The following is a 13867-nucleotide window of genomic DNA, read 5'->3' on the forward strand; positions in this document are numbered from 1 at the left end:
CCATGGCAATCTTCTTGTTCACACTGTTTGGCTTGATGTTAGCCGGAGGCCTGGCTGCCGTCGCTATCGCCATGTCGCGAAGCCAACAGGCGACCACGGCTCGCCGACGCTTGTTCGAACAGGTGAAACGGGTCGACGATGCGACCGCGGCTGAAGATATCCAGGAATTCTCGGTTCGGCACCGCCGTAGTCCTGTGCTGATGCGCTATTGGTGGATCGGCATTCCCGTCGCCCTGTTGATCGTAGGCTTGGTTTGGTTTTTGCTATCGATCCCTTGGCCTTATCTGCTCGCTTTTTTCGTCATGATCCTGCTGTGTGCGGGGCAAATCGACGCCATCTTTGTGCAGATGCGCGTCCAAAAACTGGAACAACAGCTTGCCGATTCCATCGACATGATGGTGGCCGCGGTGAAGTCGGGGGCTGGGTTGCAGTCCGCCTTGGAATCCAGCGTGAAACAGGCACGACGCCCCTGGCTGACCGAAGCCGAACAATTGACGCAAGCGGTTCGCTATGGCGACGATCCGGTCGATGCTTTGGGAGACCTGTCCGAACGTCTGCCCTTGGAAAGCGTGCTGCTGTTTTCTCAAACCCTGGCCGTGAATTGGCGTGTGGGAGGGCGGTTGGCGTTGACTCTGGCGAATGTCGGCCGCACGGTGCGCGATCGGATCGAACTGTCGCGGCGGATGAATGCCATGACCACGCAAGCCAGATTGTCGGTTGTGAGTGTGATCGTAGTGACGTACTTCATTGGCGCATTGATATGGCGGAATGACCCTGAACGGATGACTGGTTTTTTGACCAGCATGGTCGGTCAGATAATGGTCTCCGTTGGCATGATGTTGCAAGCTGTGGGTACCGTTTGGATCTCGTGGATAAGTAAGCCGAGGTTCTAATACGATGACAGGCTTACAAATCTTTCTGCTCTGTTTGGTAGGGGCCGGAATTGTCATCGGTCTTTGGGGGCTGCGCTGGTTGTGGCTGCTGGCCCAAAGCGAGCAACGACTTGCCGCGGGGACGGCGGCGTTGGATGTTCGCGATGCCGATCAGGTCCCTACCCAAAGATCATGGTTGGGGTGGTGGTTGTTTCGAGCGGGGTTCCGCAAAAAGAACGCAGTGACATTGTTCATGCTGGCCACCGGCGTTTCGGTATTAATGTCCGTCCTCTTTGCCTACGTCATCTATCAAAGCCAGGTGTTGACGGTTTTGGAAATGGTGCTGCGGGCGATTCCAGGAAACGTGGGAGAAGTCTTTCTGCCCCTGGCCTGGCTCAGTCCGGTTGCGGCGATTTTTGTGCTTGCTGGATTACCGGCGGTGATCGTCCGCGGGCGTCGTCGCAAACGTGTGACTCAGATCGAACAGGACCTTCCATTGACGCTTGATCTGTTGGCAACGCTTGCCGAAGCGGGATTAAGTTTCGATGCAGCACTCGATCGAGTGCTCGAAACACAGCGACGACAACGACCGCTGGCAGAAGATTTTCGGCTCTTCCGTCTGGAAATTCTGACCGGACGAGGACGCGTCGATGCGCTGCAGCGTTTGAACCAATATGTCAACGTTCCGTGGTTTGGCATCTTTGTTTCAGCACTGATCCATGCCGAGCAAGTCGGTTCGGGCTTGGCCGCCACGCTGCGAGCCCAAGCGGATGACCTCCGCAGCCGTCGCCGTGAACGGGCCTTGGCGATGGCCATGGCCGTGCCGGTGAAGTTGCTGTTTCCCCTGATCACCTGTTTCCTGCCAGGCATCATGATCGCTTCACTGGGGCCGATCATTTTCCAGATCGTGCAGGTGCTTGATCAATTCACTCGCTCCGCGTTCGGAGGGTAACCATGAAATTCTCTCCCTTGGGACGCTGGGAAGATGCCGCGACTGGCGATGTGCTGTTAGATCAATTGCTGGTCGCCAATACCTTTTGGCAACGACTTCGCGGGCTCCAGTTTGCACCAACGCTGAATCCAGATTGTGGGCTCCTGCTTCGCAATTGCCGGTCGGTGCACACGATGTGGATGCGATTCTCGATCGATTTGTTTTTCCTTAGTGAAGACTTGGAAGTGGTCGAAGTGCGGAGGGGAGTGAAACCCTGGCGAATGGTCATCCCAAAATCAAAACAAGTCGCTCACGTGATCGAAGTCACTGCGGGGCACCACAGCCATCTAACCGTCGGAAACAAGACGCGTTTTCAATCGTTCGATATCCAGAAATGACAGCAGCTGACCGCAACGACCGCCAAACGCACGACGCGCCCAGTCCAGGCCCCGCCATGGTCTTTGGCATCGCGCTGATCCTGTGCGCGTTCTGGATGTTGGTCTGGCGCGGATCGCTTGAGGGTGTCTTTCACTTCGACGATTACGGCAACATTGTCGACAACGAACGTATTCGTCAATTGTGGCCCCTGGACGATTTTCTGCAAAACAATCGTCCGATCGGTCTCTACTCCTTTGCGATCAATTATCACTTTTCGGGTACCGATACGTACGCCTACCACATCACCAATTTGGCGATCCACATCACCAGCGGGCTGCTGCTGTATGCTGGTTGCCTGCTGATGTGGCGTCTGTATCGCAAGCATTGGGCGAATGAAACACAACCAGCCTGGACTTACGCTGCGATCTTGACGGCCGGGCTGATCTCCACCGCTTGGGTCGTGCATCCGCTGACGACCCAAGCGGTCACCAACGTGGTGCAGCGATACGAATCGCTGGCTTCGCTGGGATATCTGGGCGTTTGGGTGGGCATGCTGTTGTACCTGGACGGCCGACGCTGGTGGGGGATGGCGATCATCCTACCGCTGGCGTGGATCGGCCTGATGTCCAAAGAAGTCTTCGCCACGGCGCCCTTGGCGGTACTGTTGCTGGATCGTTTGCTGACTCGACAACCGTGGCTTGCGATCGCTCGCCTTCGTTGGCTTCCCTACGCGTTGATGATCTCGCCCTTCGTATGGTTTATTCCCAGCGTTTCCAGATTCTTCGATACCGAGCGAACCCGTGGTAGCTCCATGGGGCTGGGCATGGATCGGATCACTCCCTGGGAATATCTGCGCACGCAAGCGGAGGTGATTTGGCATTACGTCGGCTTGGTTGTTTGGCCGAAAGACCTGTGCTTTGACTATGTCTGGCGGATTCAAGCCAATCCTTGGATCTATCTTCCGCTCGGTGCCGCCCTTATTGCGGTCATCGTCGGTGCGTTGGCGTGTTACGGACGAGCCATTCGCCAGTCCGCCGCAACGTCCACACAAACTTTTGCCATCGGCTTGGCCGGTTGGCTGGGGCTGATTTTCTTTTTTATCCTCGCCCCCACATCCAGCTTCATGCCGATTGCCGACATTGCTGTCGAACATCGCATGTACTTGGCTTCGGCAACGATCATTGCGGGCATTGTGTTGCTGATGCGACACTTGTTAAGCGTTTTGATGCGTCGCAGCGAACGACCGTTGGTCCTCCAGTTGGGGGCCAGTTGTATCCTGATTGCCTGCATCAGCCTGTTGGCGTGGCGCACCCATTTGCGTAACCAAGACTATCGCGACGGGTTGGTGTTGTGGACGACCGCCGCGCAGATCTCGCCCGAAAATCCTCGCGTTTGGTACAACCTGGGGCAAGAGCTTTATAACCGAGGAGACAAGCGTGCCGCACTGCGTCCCATGGTCAGCGCTGTTGGTCTTTCAGCAACCAGCGTGCCGCTGTTTGATGTTGGGTTGGCGGATACGTTGCGGGACGTTGGACGATACCAGGACGCAATCACGCTCTATCAACGCGCCATTTCAAAGCAGCACCGTTTTCCGGAAGCGTACAACAATCTTGGCGCCGTGTTTTTCAAATTGGATCGGCTGGACGATGCTCAACAGGCCTTCGAAGCCGCGGTCGATCAAGACCATCCCGAAGCCAAGTACAACTTGGCGCTGGTCTATTTGAGACAAAACCAGCCTCGTCAGGCGATTCTCTTGTTTCAAGAATTGATCGACAGGCACCCCGAATTCACGGTGGCCAATCGACGACTGGCTTGGATCCTGGCAACGGCGAAAGAGGACTCGTTGCGAGATATCGAACGGGCTCGGCAACTGATGCAAACGCTCTATGACCGAAACACCACGCAAAGTGTTTCCGTGCTGGACACCTTTGGCGTCATTCAAGCCGCGCAGGGCGATTTCGCAACCGCCATCCAGACCGCTCGACAGGCGCTGTCACTGGCCCAAGCAGCTCCAAAACCGAATGCAAAATTGATCGCGGATCTTCAGTTGCGGATCCAGCATTACCAAAACAATCAGCCCTGGATCGGAGGAAGCCAACCATGAATGCTTCGTCAAACTTGGGCTTACGTCCAGCGCAAACTTCGGCCGGCTTGTCTGGAGAGCAACCGCAAAACGTATGGATCGTGATTGCCGCTTACAATGAAGGTAGTCGTCTAGCGACTACATTGAAATCGCTCGCGAATTGCGGCTCGGTGGTGGTTGTGGATGATGGCTCACGCGACGACACCTTCGAAGTGGCCTGCTCGTTTCCCGTTTGGGTTCTGCAACATCCACTTAATTGCGGACAGGGAGCGGCCCTGCAAACCGGTATCGATTTTGCCTTGTCTCAGGGGGCCGATGCGGTGATCACGTTCGACGCCGATGGGCAGCATGACCCGGCCGAACTTTCTCAGATGCTGCAACCGGTTGTCAGCGGGCAAGTCGATGTGGCCCTCGGTTCACGCTTTTTGGGCTCGACGCAAAACATGCCCTGGTCGCGGCGAATCCTGCTCATGCTGGCCATCTGGTTCACGCGGCTGACTAATGGTTTAGCACTGACCGATACGCATAACGGGTTTCGAGCCTTGTCACGTTCGGCCGCACAGCAAATCCGGATTCGCCAACCGCGAATGGCGCATGCCTCGGAGATCCTGGACCAAATTGCCAAACATCGTTTGCGATACGTCGAAATTCCGGTGACGGTTCGCTATCACGCGGACACTTTGGCCAAGGGGCAAAGTTCCTGGGATGCGTTTCGGATCACCGGGCACCTGTTGGCGGGGAGGTTCTGGCAATGAATCCATTTCAATGGATCACGATATCAGGGCTGGGGTTGTTGGCCTTGCTGGAGGTTCGTGCCTTTTTGAAGAACCGCCAGCCAATCCACGTGTTTCGGGAATTTGTCTGGCTGGCTGCGGTCCTGATGATTTTGTTTCCGGGGCTGACCACGCGGATGGCGGATTGGCTGGGCATTGGCCGCGGCACCGACTTGGTATTTTATGCCTTCATGCTATTGGCCACCGGAGCGTTCTTTCATTTCTACGGGCGCATTTATGTGATGCGTCGCGACATCGTCGAACTGGCGCGGCGAGAAGCCCTCCATACGGCCACGCCGGGCGAGGGTCTGCAGCGTCCCGCACATCCCGCGACGATCGCTTCCCGCAATGAAGGAGGCGAACGATGAGCATCGCAGCAAATGATTCACCGACCATCGCCCTGGTAATCCCGGGCCGCAACTGTGCCGCCACGCTCGACCGCTGCCTGCAATCCGTCGTCCCCCTACTATCCCGTAGTGGACGAGGCGACGAGTCCCCCACGGACCACAACGGACGATACGACGAGTCCAGCGCAACCGGACTGGTTGCCTCCTCCGCGACGCCCAATAACCATCGCGCCGGACTCGTCGCCTCGTCCACTACGGCCTCGCCGCCTGCAGCCCGCCTGCAAGAGATCATCTTCGTCGACGACGGATCGACCGACGCGACCGCCGAGATCGCGGCGCGGTATCCCGTGCGAGTGATCGCAGGCACGGGCCAAGGCCCCGGCGCAGCCCGCAATCTGGGCTGGCAAGCGACCGACGCGGATTTGGTGTGGTTCATCGACAGCGACTGCGTAGCTGAGTCCGACGCCTTGGCAAAACTGCTCCCGCACATGAGCGATCCCGAAGTCGCCGGAGTCGGAGGCAGTTACGCGAACCTCTATCCGGACTCGCTGGTCGCCACGCTGATCCACGAAGAGATCGTCGCCCGGCATCGTCGGATGCCGTTAAGGGTTAATTTCCTTGGAGGATTCAATGTTTTGTATCGCCGAACCGCATTGAAAACTTTAAATGGCTATGACGAGTTGGTTACCAATGGCCCGGGAGCCGCTGGTGCCGAAGATTGCGACTTGTCGTTTCGCGCCGTCGATAGCGGTATGCGCCTTCATTTTGAATTGAAGTCACGAGTCGGGCACTATCATCCAACGAGCCTTTGGGGGTATCTACGAACTCAATTTCGACACGGACGTTTCCGCGCGAGCCTTTTCCGGAGACATCGCAACAAGATTTCCGGTGATTCGTATGCTGGATTAATCGACTACGTGCAGCCTCCGGTGGCTTTGGCTTCACTGGCAGTTATCCCGCTGATGGCGTTTGGTCTTTTGGGAGGGATTGCGTTTGGGCTACTGATCGGTCTGCTGTTGATCGTGCAATTGCCTATGGCCGCGGCAATTGCAAAGACTTCGTGTCGACTGGCTCTTATATTCGTCCCATTTGGATTCATGAGAGCCTACGCCCGTGGGCTCGGTTTGACACAGGGCATACTGCTCATAACGCGTTCCGACCAACAGGATTGTACTCCAGCTACTGAATCAAAATCGAACCAACACGGGGTAGCCGGCTAGTGAGTATCAGGAATTCCATGTGTTCGAAAAGCCGCATCAACGTCTTGGTATGTCCGTTTGGAGATCTCAATTTGTTGTTGTTTCTGTTTCAGGAGCTGGAGGCAAAATTCCCGGGAAAGTACTCGCCGACGTTTCTTTCTTTTACTGAATATGATCGTCTTGTCTATCGGAGCTTCGAGTACGAACACATCCATATTTCGCCCGCAACGCGCGCAGGCTGGTTTACGGAAAGCGATCTGGATGAGGTGTGCCGCTTCACCATTGGTCTTTCACGCTACCATGGAACGGCGACACCTGACGACTATTTTCATTCTGTCGCCAACCACTATGGTTATCAAATCAGCAAAGTGCTGTGCTCGAAAGAGTACGATCACGTCGTCCTGTTCAACGGCAGAATGAACTTGTTCATTGCCTGTCTCGATAAAGTCGCCGAGAACGAAAAGCTACCTCGACTCATTTTCGAACAGGGACTGTTTCGCCCGCGATGGATCACGCTGGACGGCCAAGGGGTGAATGCCAGAAACTCAATCCATTCAATTGAGCAGCTTCTTTCGGATGAACCATTCGATTATCAACGGCGCGAGCTTTTCAAGGATATCTCGCTGCTGTTTCCTTTTGAACGGAAGCGGATTCCGGATTTCAAGCGGCGAGTCTCGAAGCCTGGGTTATTCCGCGCCTATATTTCTTCGAAAACACAATCGCGACGGAATCTGTTTCTGCGCACTGCCGAAAACAAAGATTTCTTCGATTCGACGGTGTTTCCGCGCAAGGTGAAACAGACACGGCAACCCGAAATAAAACTCAGCGAGCTTTGCGAGGATAGGAACCACCATTTTATCTTCTGTCCATTCCAAGTCGAAACCGACACACAGATCATTCTGCACTCACCGTGGATATCAAGGATGTCGGAATTTGCCGACATCATGTGCGATGTCGCGGATCGCCTTTACGCTGGCGGAGTTCCGATTCGCGTCTTATTCAAGCGTCATCCCATGTCAGCTACGCAGGTTCCAATATCTCACCCTCGTGCAGATCTGATCGAGGATGTCCCCGTGGATGACATTCTACGGCGACTCAAGCCTTTGGTCGTCACGATCAATTCCACTGCGGGGATCGAGGCGATCGATGCTGGACTGCCGGTGGTCACCTTGGGTGAGACATTCTTCAATCTGCCGGAAGTGATACTTGGGACATGCCGTGATATCGATGCATTGACAAACCTGTTGTCCAAATTTTTTCTTGGTAAAGCGAAATATTCTGCTTTCGCCGGCAGACAGCTTATGGACGCAATGCGTGATAAATATCAAGTATTGGCGTATTCCGATTTGCCTGCTTGCTTCGAGGAGAAAGGCTCTTGATCGCGAAGAGACATTGCACGATAGCAGTCGAGAAGATGGCCAGCCCTTACGCCCGTATTGGGCTTGATTGCGTTGCTGACTGTTTGGCCATGGACGGATACCGCGTGATTCGGTGGCAAGGACCCTACGCGAGAAGGTTCAAGTTTGTTGCATCGGCGATCCCGGATTGCGACGCTGCGGTCATTTGGAATGGGTTGAAACCACGCTATCAAAGTCCAGTGAAGACCCTTAAGCGTAAAAAGATCCCGTTTCTCGTAATGGAAGTTGGGTGGTATCCGCAAGCGGGGACCTATCAAATCGATAGCGACGGCATCAATGTTGGCGCAAGCTGGGTGCAGACGCTACTCAGGCAAAAAAGTTCAATGAGTTCACCCGTCACATTGAATCAAAACGGAATGGATCTGCTGGTGATCATGCAGAATGATGCCGATTCGCAAATCACGCATTTCTCACCATATTTTGACCGGATGTCTGAGTTTTTGAGGTTTTTAATTGGGGCTTCATATTTGCCGTTGCGTATAAGGTTTCATCCGCGACATCCTCCAGGGATCCGCCTCAAGAAGTTGATTCGTCGGCACTGTGACAAACTCACTGTCGATCGCTCCCCAAGTTTGTCGTCAGCACTTGATCAAGCCCTTGCCGTAGCCTCGGTGAATTCATCTTCGGGGGTTGAGGCGATGGATCGTCAACTGCCGGTTCTCTGTTTCGGCGAATCGATCTATGGCGTGACGGGCGCAGTTTACCGGCTCAATCGCGATCCTGAGAAAACGAGACACGTTACGCAGGAATTGTCCCAGGGACGGTGTGACCTCGATTCTGCATTGATTCAGTTGGTCGTGTCGACGATTAAGTCACATCAGTTGCCAGTGGAACAAATTCCCAAACAGATTAAACCTATGATTAAATCCCTCGTTTCAGGCAGTTAACAATTGCAAGGCTTAACGTCAATGCGTCTCAGACAGAAATCAGAACGGCTTGTGGTCAGCCTGTTTCGCGCCATGGGCTACAGTATTCGAAAGATTCCTAAGTTGCCAGAGCGAGTGCGTGGCTACGAAGGAGCAGACTATGCCGACGCACGCGTAAATGTAGGCTGCGGTGAACGCGTTGAAGGTAGCTATATCGGATGCGACGTTCGCGATCTTCCTCATGTAGAGATCGTGTGCGACGCTTGGAACCTTTCTCAACATGCCGCTAACCTTGCCGAAGTCTACACGCGGCATATGGTCGAGCACCTTACGATTTGGGAAGTCGAGCTCGCCTTAAAAGATTGGTTTCGGGCTCTTAAGCCGGGCGGGCAAGTTCACATCATCGTTCCAGACCTGCGGTTTCATATGGAACAGTACATGCGGGCGACGTGGACCGATCTGAACTGGGGTATGTTGACATCTGATGCACGCCAAGGATTTGCGGGGCTGTTTGGGTGGCAACGGGAAACAGAATTTGACCCGGACGTGGAAGAATCGCTTCCCCTCTACTGGGACGTGCATAAGAGCGGATTCGATATTTATTCTCTGACTTTCTTCCTGCAACGCGCAGGTTTTGTCGGAATTGAATGCGTCGTTGAAGATGAATGTCATCTGCACGGTCGCGCGAGAAAACCAGCCAAAAACCTTTCATAAACCTATGCAGCGGATACCTCAATACGATGTATTTCGATTACAACCAAGCGTTGTTTCACCCCGATCGCGACGAGATCGTCGTCAAGCGATGCGGGGGAAAACGAGTCTTGCACATTGGCGCCTGTGACAGCCCACATGCTCAGGAAAAACTCAACTCGGGCATGTTGTTACACACAAAAATCACGGAAGTTGCAGGTGAATGCTTGGGTATCGATATCGATCAAGAATCGATCGATTTGCTCAGGAAAAGGGGCATCGACAATATCGAATTGCGCAACCTGCACGACCTTGATCATTCCAGTTTTGATGCTGATGTGATCGTTTTCGGCGAAACAATTGAACATCTCGAGAATCCTGGAGAATGTCTCGCCAGTCTTCATCGCTATATGGGCGAATCTGCTCAGCTAATCGTTTCCACGCCGAATTGTTTTGGTCTTTGGCTATTCACGCAGTCGCTTCGGAATTTTGAGAAGCTTCACGACGATCACCAAATAGGATTTACGCTAGGCCTGCTTTCTCAGCATTTGAATCGTTTTGGCTTTAAGATCGATCAGTTCTATTTTACCTTTCTTCCAAGAGCGAAGTCTAAATGGTGGCGGAATTGTTGGCGTGGGATAGCAAAAGTTCGTCCGGGAGTTGCTGAAACACTGTGCGTGGTCTGTTCCAAGAATCAAAGAACGTAATCCATCGACTTCACTGAAGAAAAAAAACAGGGCTTGAATTCCTGAAGGCTTCATGCCAAGCCTGCGCGTAATACGTGATGCATGTGGAGGATCCCGGAGTTCTTTCCTTCCTCGGTGACAACAAGGACCATGATTCGGTTTTCTTCCATCAGGTGGAGGGCTTTGGCGGCCAATTCCTGAGCCTCGATCGATTTCGGATTCGCTGTTGCTACCTGGCCGATGGTCTTGTCAGTGAGATTTACGCTCGATGCGATCAAACGTCTTAAGTCTCCATCGGTAAAGATGCTCCACTGGGAATCCTTCTCACTTCGGGACAGGATGCATCCAAGCCCACCCGACGACATTGTTTCAATTGCTGTGGACAGAGGCGTGCTGTAGTCGATTAGAGGTACAGCGTCTTCTGTGAGCATCAAGTCTCGAACTCGCAGCAGTGACTTCCGTCCGAGTGATCCACCTGGATGAAATCCCGCAAACTGATCGGCGGTGAATCCACGTCGCTCGAGATGCGAGATGGCCAATGCATCACAAATTGCTAGCACAACCATGGTGGAGCAAGTCGGGATCAAGTTCCAACCGTCTGCTTCCCCGGTGTGTGGTACAACCAGTGCCTGATGGGTCCGCCTCGCCAACGTAGATTCGCGGCGGCTGGTAATGGATACCGTCGTGACTCCCAAGCGTTCGAAATGCGGAATCAGCGAGAGAACCTCGTCGGTCTCCCCACTGTGAGAGATGCAGAGGGCAATATCATCACTGGACACGATTCCCAGATCGCCGTGGAGTGCTTCGCTGGGATGGAGGTAAACTGCAGCTACACCCGTACTGTTGAACGTAGCGGCGACCTTTCGACCGGCGATTCCAGACTTGCCCAGGCCAACAACGATCAATCGTCCCGCGAGACCATCTAACAAATCTAATAGTTCACCGACCTGATCAGGAATCGCATCGACCAGCCGTGAAAGGGCATCTCTTTCAGCGATCAGAACGCGCCGTATCACATCAAGATCGTTCATTCGAGTGACTCAGAGTTTGGGGGGGCGGACAATCCGACTAGGCTGAGCAATGTTATCGCCGCTGAAACGATCGTTGAAAAAGCCACCTGACTGCCGCCGGCGATATCAATTGGAAGCGAAAGAGATACTGTGAACGCTACGACGCTCAAAATAGCAATCACGGTTAGTTGATGTTCCTTTTGCTGGGCAATTAAGTACATGTTGCCGATGATCCCACCGACGCGAACAGTCGCAGCGACCAGCATGAGTGCGATCATCCAGCGTGCATGTACGAACTCTTTCGGCAACACGTAACGAATCCCTAATTCACTGCAAACCGCTGCCATGATCGTCAGCGTCAGCGTCACTCCAAAATAGGCTGCAAATAAGCGGCGTTTGAAGGACAGCGTTTCACCAAACCTTCCGATCACGTGTGGATAGACTGTTCGCGTCAGGAGACCAATCAGCATTGCGTGAGCTCGAAAAACAAATGCCGCGACGGCAAACAGGCCCGCTTGAATCGGCCCAAACAGGATCCGTGTGAGCGTAACGCCAATCGCAGCTGGTGCGACGTTCAGTATCGTACCCACAGACAAAACCCTCGCCGACCTCCAGAGTTTAAGTAGAGTAGAATGGTCGATTCGTGGCCGGAAACTTCGATGCCTTCGTTTAAAGTCGGCCAGACCGATTAACGCGCAAGCCCACCACTTGGCTCCAAAGAAAACCGCTGCAATAGGAACGGTGATCCATTCGATCCACCAGCAAAAGGCAAGTGCAGATAGAGTGCACACCTCACATATGGTTGCGATGACAGCCGCCTCAACTTGCAATTGTTCTGCATCAAATAATGCCAGCGGAAATAAACATGCACCTAAATTTCCGAACGCGATTAGCCAATACGCTAGCTTCTCGTCATTCCCGATCGGAAGGAAGCACACAGTCAGAGCCGTCAGGAGGAATGCCAGAACCCCGACGCCAGCGCAAAGCAGGAAATAGGAACCAGCGATGTATTCCTTGTTCTGCGGATTTTGAAGGCTCTCACGAATGACCACGTTTCGGAGCCCAGAGATGCCGATGGTTGCTAGAAGTTGCTGCAAGAATAACGCGCCACTCAGTTGTCCGAATTCGGAAGTCGTAAGCGCGTTCGCTAGAATGGCGAATGTAGTGGCTCCGGCAGCCTGCGAAAGGCCAGTGCAGACGACGAGTCCTGACATTGTCCTTTGGACTTGTTTTTCACCGGGAGTCGCAGATCTCTGCAATCGACGTAGGATTCTTTGCACTTTCATACTCGTCTTATTGATGACGCCGCGTACGGCGTGCCCGTCTTCCAGCATCCGCTGACGAATGGATGTAGATGCGCTCAACTTTGGGTGCAACGAACCTAAACGGTCAATTGCCAGTATCGCAGGTCCAGCCCGGGCAAAGCGTAACAAGTGCATAAGAACTGCAAAAGAGGCGAGGTAATTTGGAGAAATCGTTCCTGCATGGTCTCCAGCGTGGTTCGCAATCGCAAAAACTCCGGTGCAATCGCTGTGCAAAAGGGATGTATCTTGACATCAAGACGTCATCCCTTCACTTCGAGTGCGCCGTAAATGAATCATTGTTTGATCCATTAGGTCATAGCTGATTCCTGCTAGTGATACTGATGCCCCGAAGTCGTTTTATCCTGGTTTCGAAGAGCATGCCTTTGGGCTAGCGAAACGTTTGTTTCTCATAGCAAGCAATCGCAGAAAGTCGTGTTAAGCGGTTCTTCACGGGAAGGTCACGAATTTGCTATACTTGCCTTTGGGGTTTTGGTCGGACCTGGAGTCTTGATTTTCTATTTCCGTTCTGAAGGAATGACCTATGTTGCTGTTTCGTTTTGCTGCTTTGACGCTTGCCGCTGCAGTACTGTTTCCACTTGCCACTCCCGCCTTTGCCGATGATTCGGACGACCACCAACACATGCTTGAGGAACATGCTGCTGCCAAACAGCAGCATGCTGCTTGGTTGGCTAAAGCCGAAAAGATGAAGGTCGATCACCGCAAGGCGCTGGCCGCTATGGCTCGTCTGGAAGCCGAGATCTTGGATCACGAAGCGGAGCTTGAAGAGCAGATCTCCAAAATTCGTGTTCACGAAATGTTGATCGAAGCCCATGAAAGCTCGATCGCCGCTCACGAAGCGGGGGATGATGTCGATCACGAAAAGCTGTCTAAACAGCACCAACAGATCCATCGTCAGCATGAGCAAATGGAAAAAGGCATGAGCGCCACAACCGATGACCATGCGGACTTGATCGGTCAATTGATGAAGTTCCTGAAAAATCACACCAAGAAGTTTCACGCCCATGGTTCAGGTGAATAAAGAATCGGGTGGGAGAAGACGTGGGCCGGAACGATGCGTTCCGGCCGCCTTCTTTGTGGAGTGTTTGCGGGCCGGAGGGCTCGGGCCCTTCCGCTAAGAATTCTTGGTTTGCGATCACTTTCTTAGCGGAAGGGCGCAAGCCGTCCGGCCTTTTTGTGGAGTGGTTGCAGGGCCGGAGGGCTCGCGCCCTTCCGCTAAGAATTTTGGTTTGCGATCACTTTCTTAGCGGAACGGCGCAAGCCGTCCGGCCTTCTTTTGTGGAGTGGTTGCT

Annotated in this window: 14 protein-coding genes; 12 read left to right on the top strand and 2 right to left on the bottom strand. The window is 53.6% G+C overall.

What is annotated here, in order from left to right; all coding sequences use genetic code 11:
• Positions 1-2 precede the first annotated feature (2 nt).
• From FF011L_RS02115 to FF011L_RS02165, 11 genes are read left to right on the top strand one after another with little or no spacing between them, the layout of a single operon-like run.
• Positions 3-893, top strand: coding sequence for a type II secretion system F family protein (locus tag FF011L_RS02115; RefSeq protein ID WP_145349825.1), 891 nt, complete (start codon positions 3-5; stop codon positions 891-893).
• Positions 894-897: 4 nt separating this feature from the next.
• Positions 898-1824 (top strand): type II secretion system F family protein, encoded by a 927-nt coding sequence (locus FF011L_RS02120; protein ID WP_145349827.1) that lies wholly within the window; start codon positions 898-900, stop codon positions 1822-1824.
• 2 nt (positions 1825-1826) lie between these two features.
• Positions 1827-2201 carry a DUF192 domain-containing protein gene (locus FF011L_RS02125; protein WP_145349829.1) on the top strand — a complete coding sequence of 125 codons (375 nt, stop codon included), beginning with the start codon at positions 1827-1829 and terminating at the stop codon, positions 2199-2201.
• On the top strand, positions 2198-4285 hold the full coding sequence (locus tag FF011L_RS02130; RefSeq protein WP_145349831.1) for a tetratricopeptide repeat protein: 2088 nt from the start codon (positions 2198-2200) through the stop codon (positions 4283-4285). The genes FF011L_RS02125 and FF011L_RS02130 overlap by 4 nt, the downstream gene beginning before the upstream one ends.
• Entirely contained in the window at positions 4282-5019 is a 738-nt protein-coding gene (locus FF011L_RS02135; RefSeq protein ID WP_145349833.1) for a glycosyltransferase family 2 protein, read from the top strand. The genes FF011L_RS02130 and FF011L_RS02135 overlap by 4 nt, the downstream gene beginning before the upstream one ends.
• On the top strand, positions 5016-5405 hold the full coding sequence (locus tag FF011L_RS02140) for a DUF2304 domain-containing protein (RefSeq protein WP_145349835.1): 390 nt from the start codon (positions 5016-5018) through the stop codon (positions 5403-5405). Before FF011L_RS02135 ends, FF011L_RS02140 begins: the two co-directional genes overlap by 4 nt.
• Complete coding sequence (locus tag FF011L_RS02145) at positions 5402-6604, top strand: glycosyltransferase (RefSeq protein WP_145349837.1); 1203 nt, start codon at positions 5402-5404, stop codon at positions 6602-6604. The genes FF011L_RS02140 and FF011L_RS02145 overlap by 4 nt, the downstream gene beginning before the upstream one ends.
• A gap of 17 nt (positions 6605-6621) precedes the next feature.
• The gene (locus FF011L_RS02150) at positions 6622-7962 is read left to right on the top strand and encodes a capsular polysaccharide export protein, LipB/KpsS family (RefSeq protein ID WP_145349839.1); all 1341 of its coding nucleotides are present in this window, start codon (positions 6622-6624) and stop codon (positions 7960-7962) included.
• Between the two features lie 35 nt (positions 7963-7997).
• Positions 7998-8888, top strand: a complete 891-nt coding sequence (locus FF011L_RS02155) for a capsular polysaccharide export protein, LipB/KpsS family (RefSeq protein ID WP_145349845.1) — start codon at positions 7998-8000, stop codon at positions 8886-8888.
• A gap of 21 nt (positions 8889-8909) precedes the next feature.
• On the top strand, positions 8910-9581 hold the full coding sequence (locus FF011L_RS02160) for a class I SAM-dependent methyltransferase (RefSeq protein ID WP_145349847.1): 672 nt from the start codon (positions 8910-8912) through the stop codon (positions 9579-9581).
• Between the two features lie 50 nt (positions 9582-9631).
• Complete coding sequence (locus tag FF011L_RS02165; RefSeq protein ID WP_218932958.1) at positions 9632-10264, top strand: class I SAM-dependent methyltransferase; 633 nt, start codon at positions 9632-9634, stop codon at positions 10262-10264.
• 50 nt (positions 10265-10314) lie between these two features.
• On the opposite strand, the gene FF011L_RS02170 is transcribed toward FF011L_RS02165, so the two are convergent.
• Both FF011L_RS02170 and FF011L_RS02175 read right to left on the bottom strand, forming a co-directional pair.
• Entirely contained in the window at positions 10315-11274 is a 960-nt protein-coding gene (locus tag FF011L_RS02170) for a KpsF/GutQ family sugar-phosphate isomerase (protein ID WP_145349851.1), read from the bottom strand.
• Positions 11271-12305, bottom strand: a complete 1035-nt coding sequence (locus FF011L_RS02175) for a lipopolysaccharide biosynthesis protein (RefSeq protein ID WP_145349853.1) — start codon at positions 12303-12305, stop codon at positions 11271-11273. Before FF011L_RS02175 ends, FF011L_RS02170 begins: the two co-directional genes overlap by 4 nt.
• 793 nt (positions 12306-13098) lie before the next feature.
• Here FF011L_RS02175 and FF011L_RS02180 point away from each other — a divergent pair.
• Positions 13099-13596: a hypothetical protein gene (locus FF011L_RS02180; protein ID WP_145349855.1), complete on the top strand. Its 498-nt coding sequence runs from the start codon at positions 13099-13101 to the stop codon at positions 13594-13596.
• Positions 13597-13867 lie beyond the last annotated feature (271 nt).

Origin of the sequence: Roseimaritima multifibrata, from assembly GCF_007741495.1 — a bacterium.
GTDB classification, from domain to species: Bacteria; Planctomycetota; Planctomycetia; order Pirellulales; family Pirellulaceae; genus Roseimaritima; species Roseimaritima multifibrata.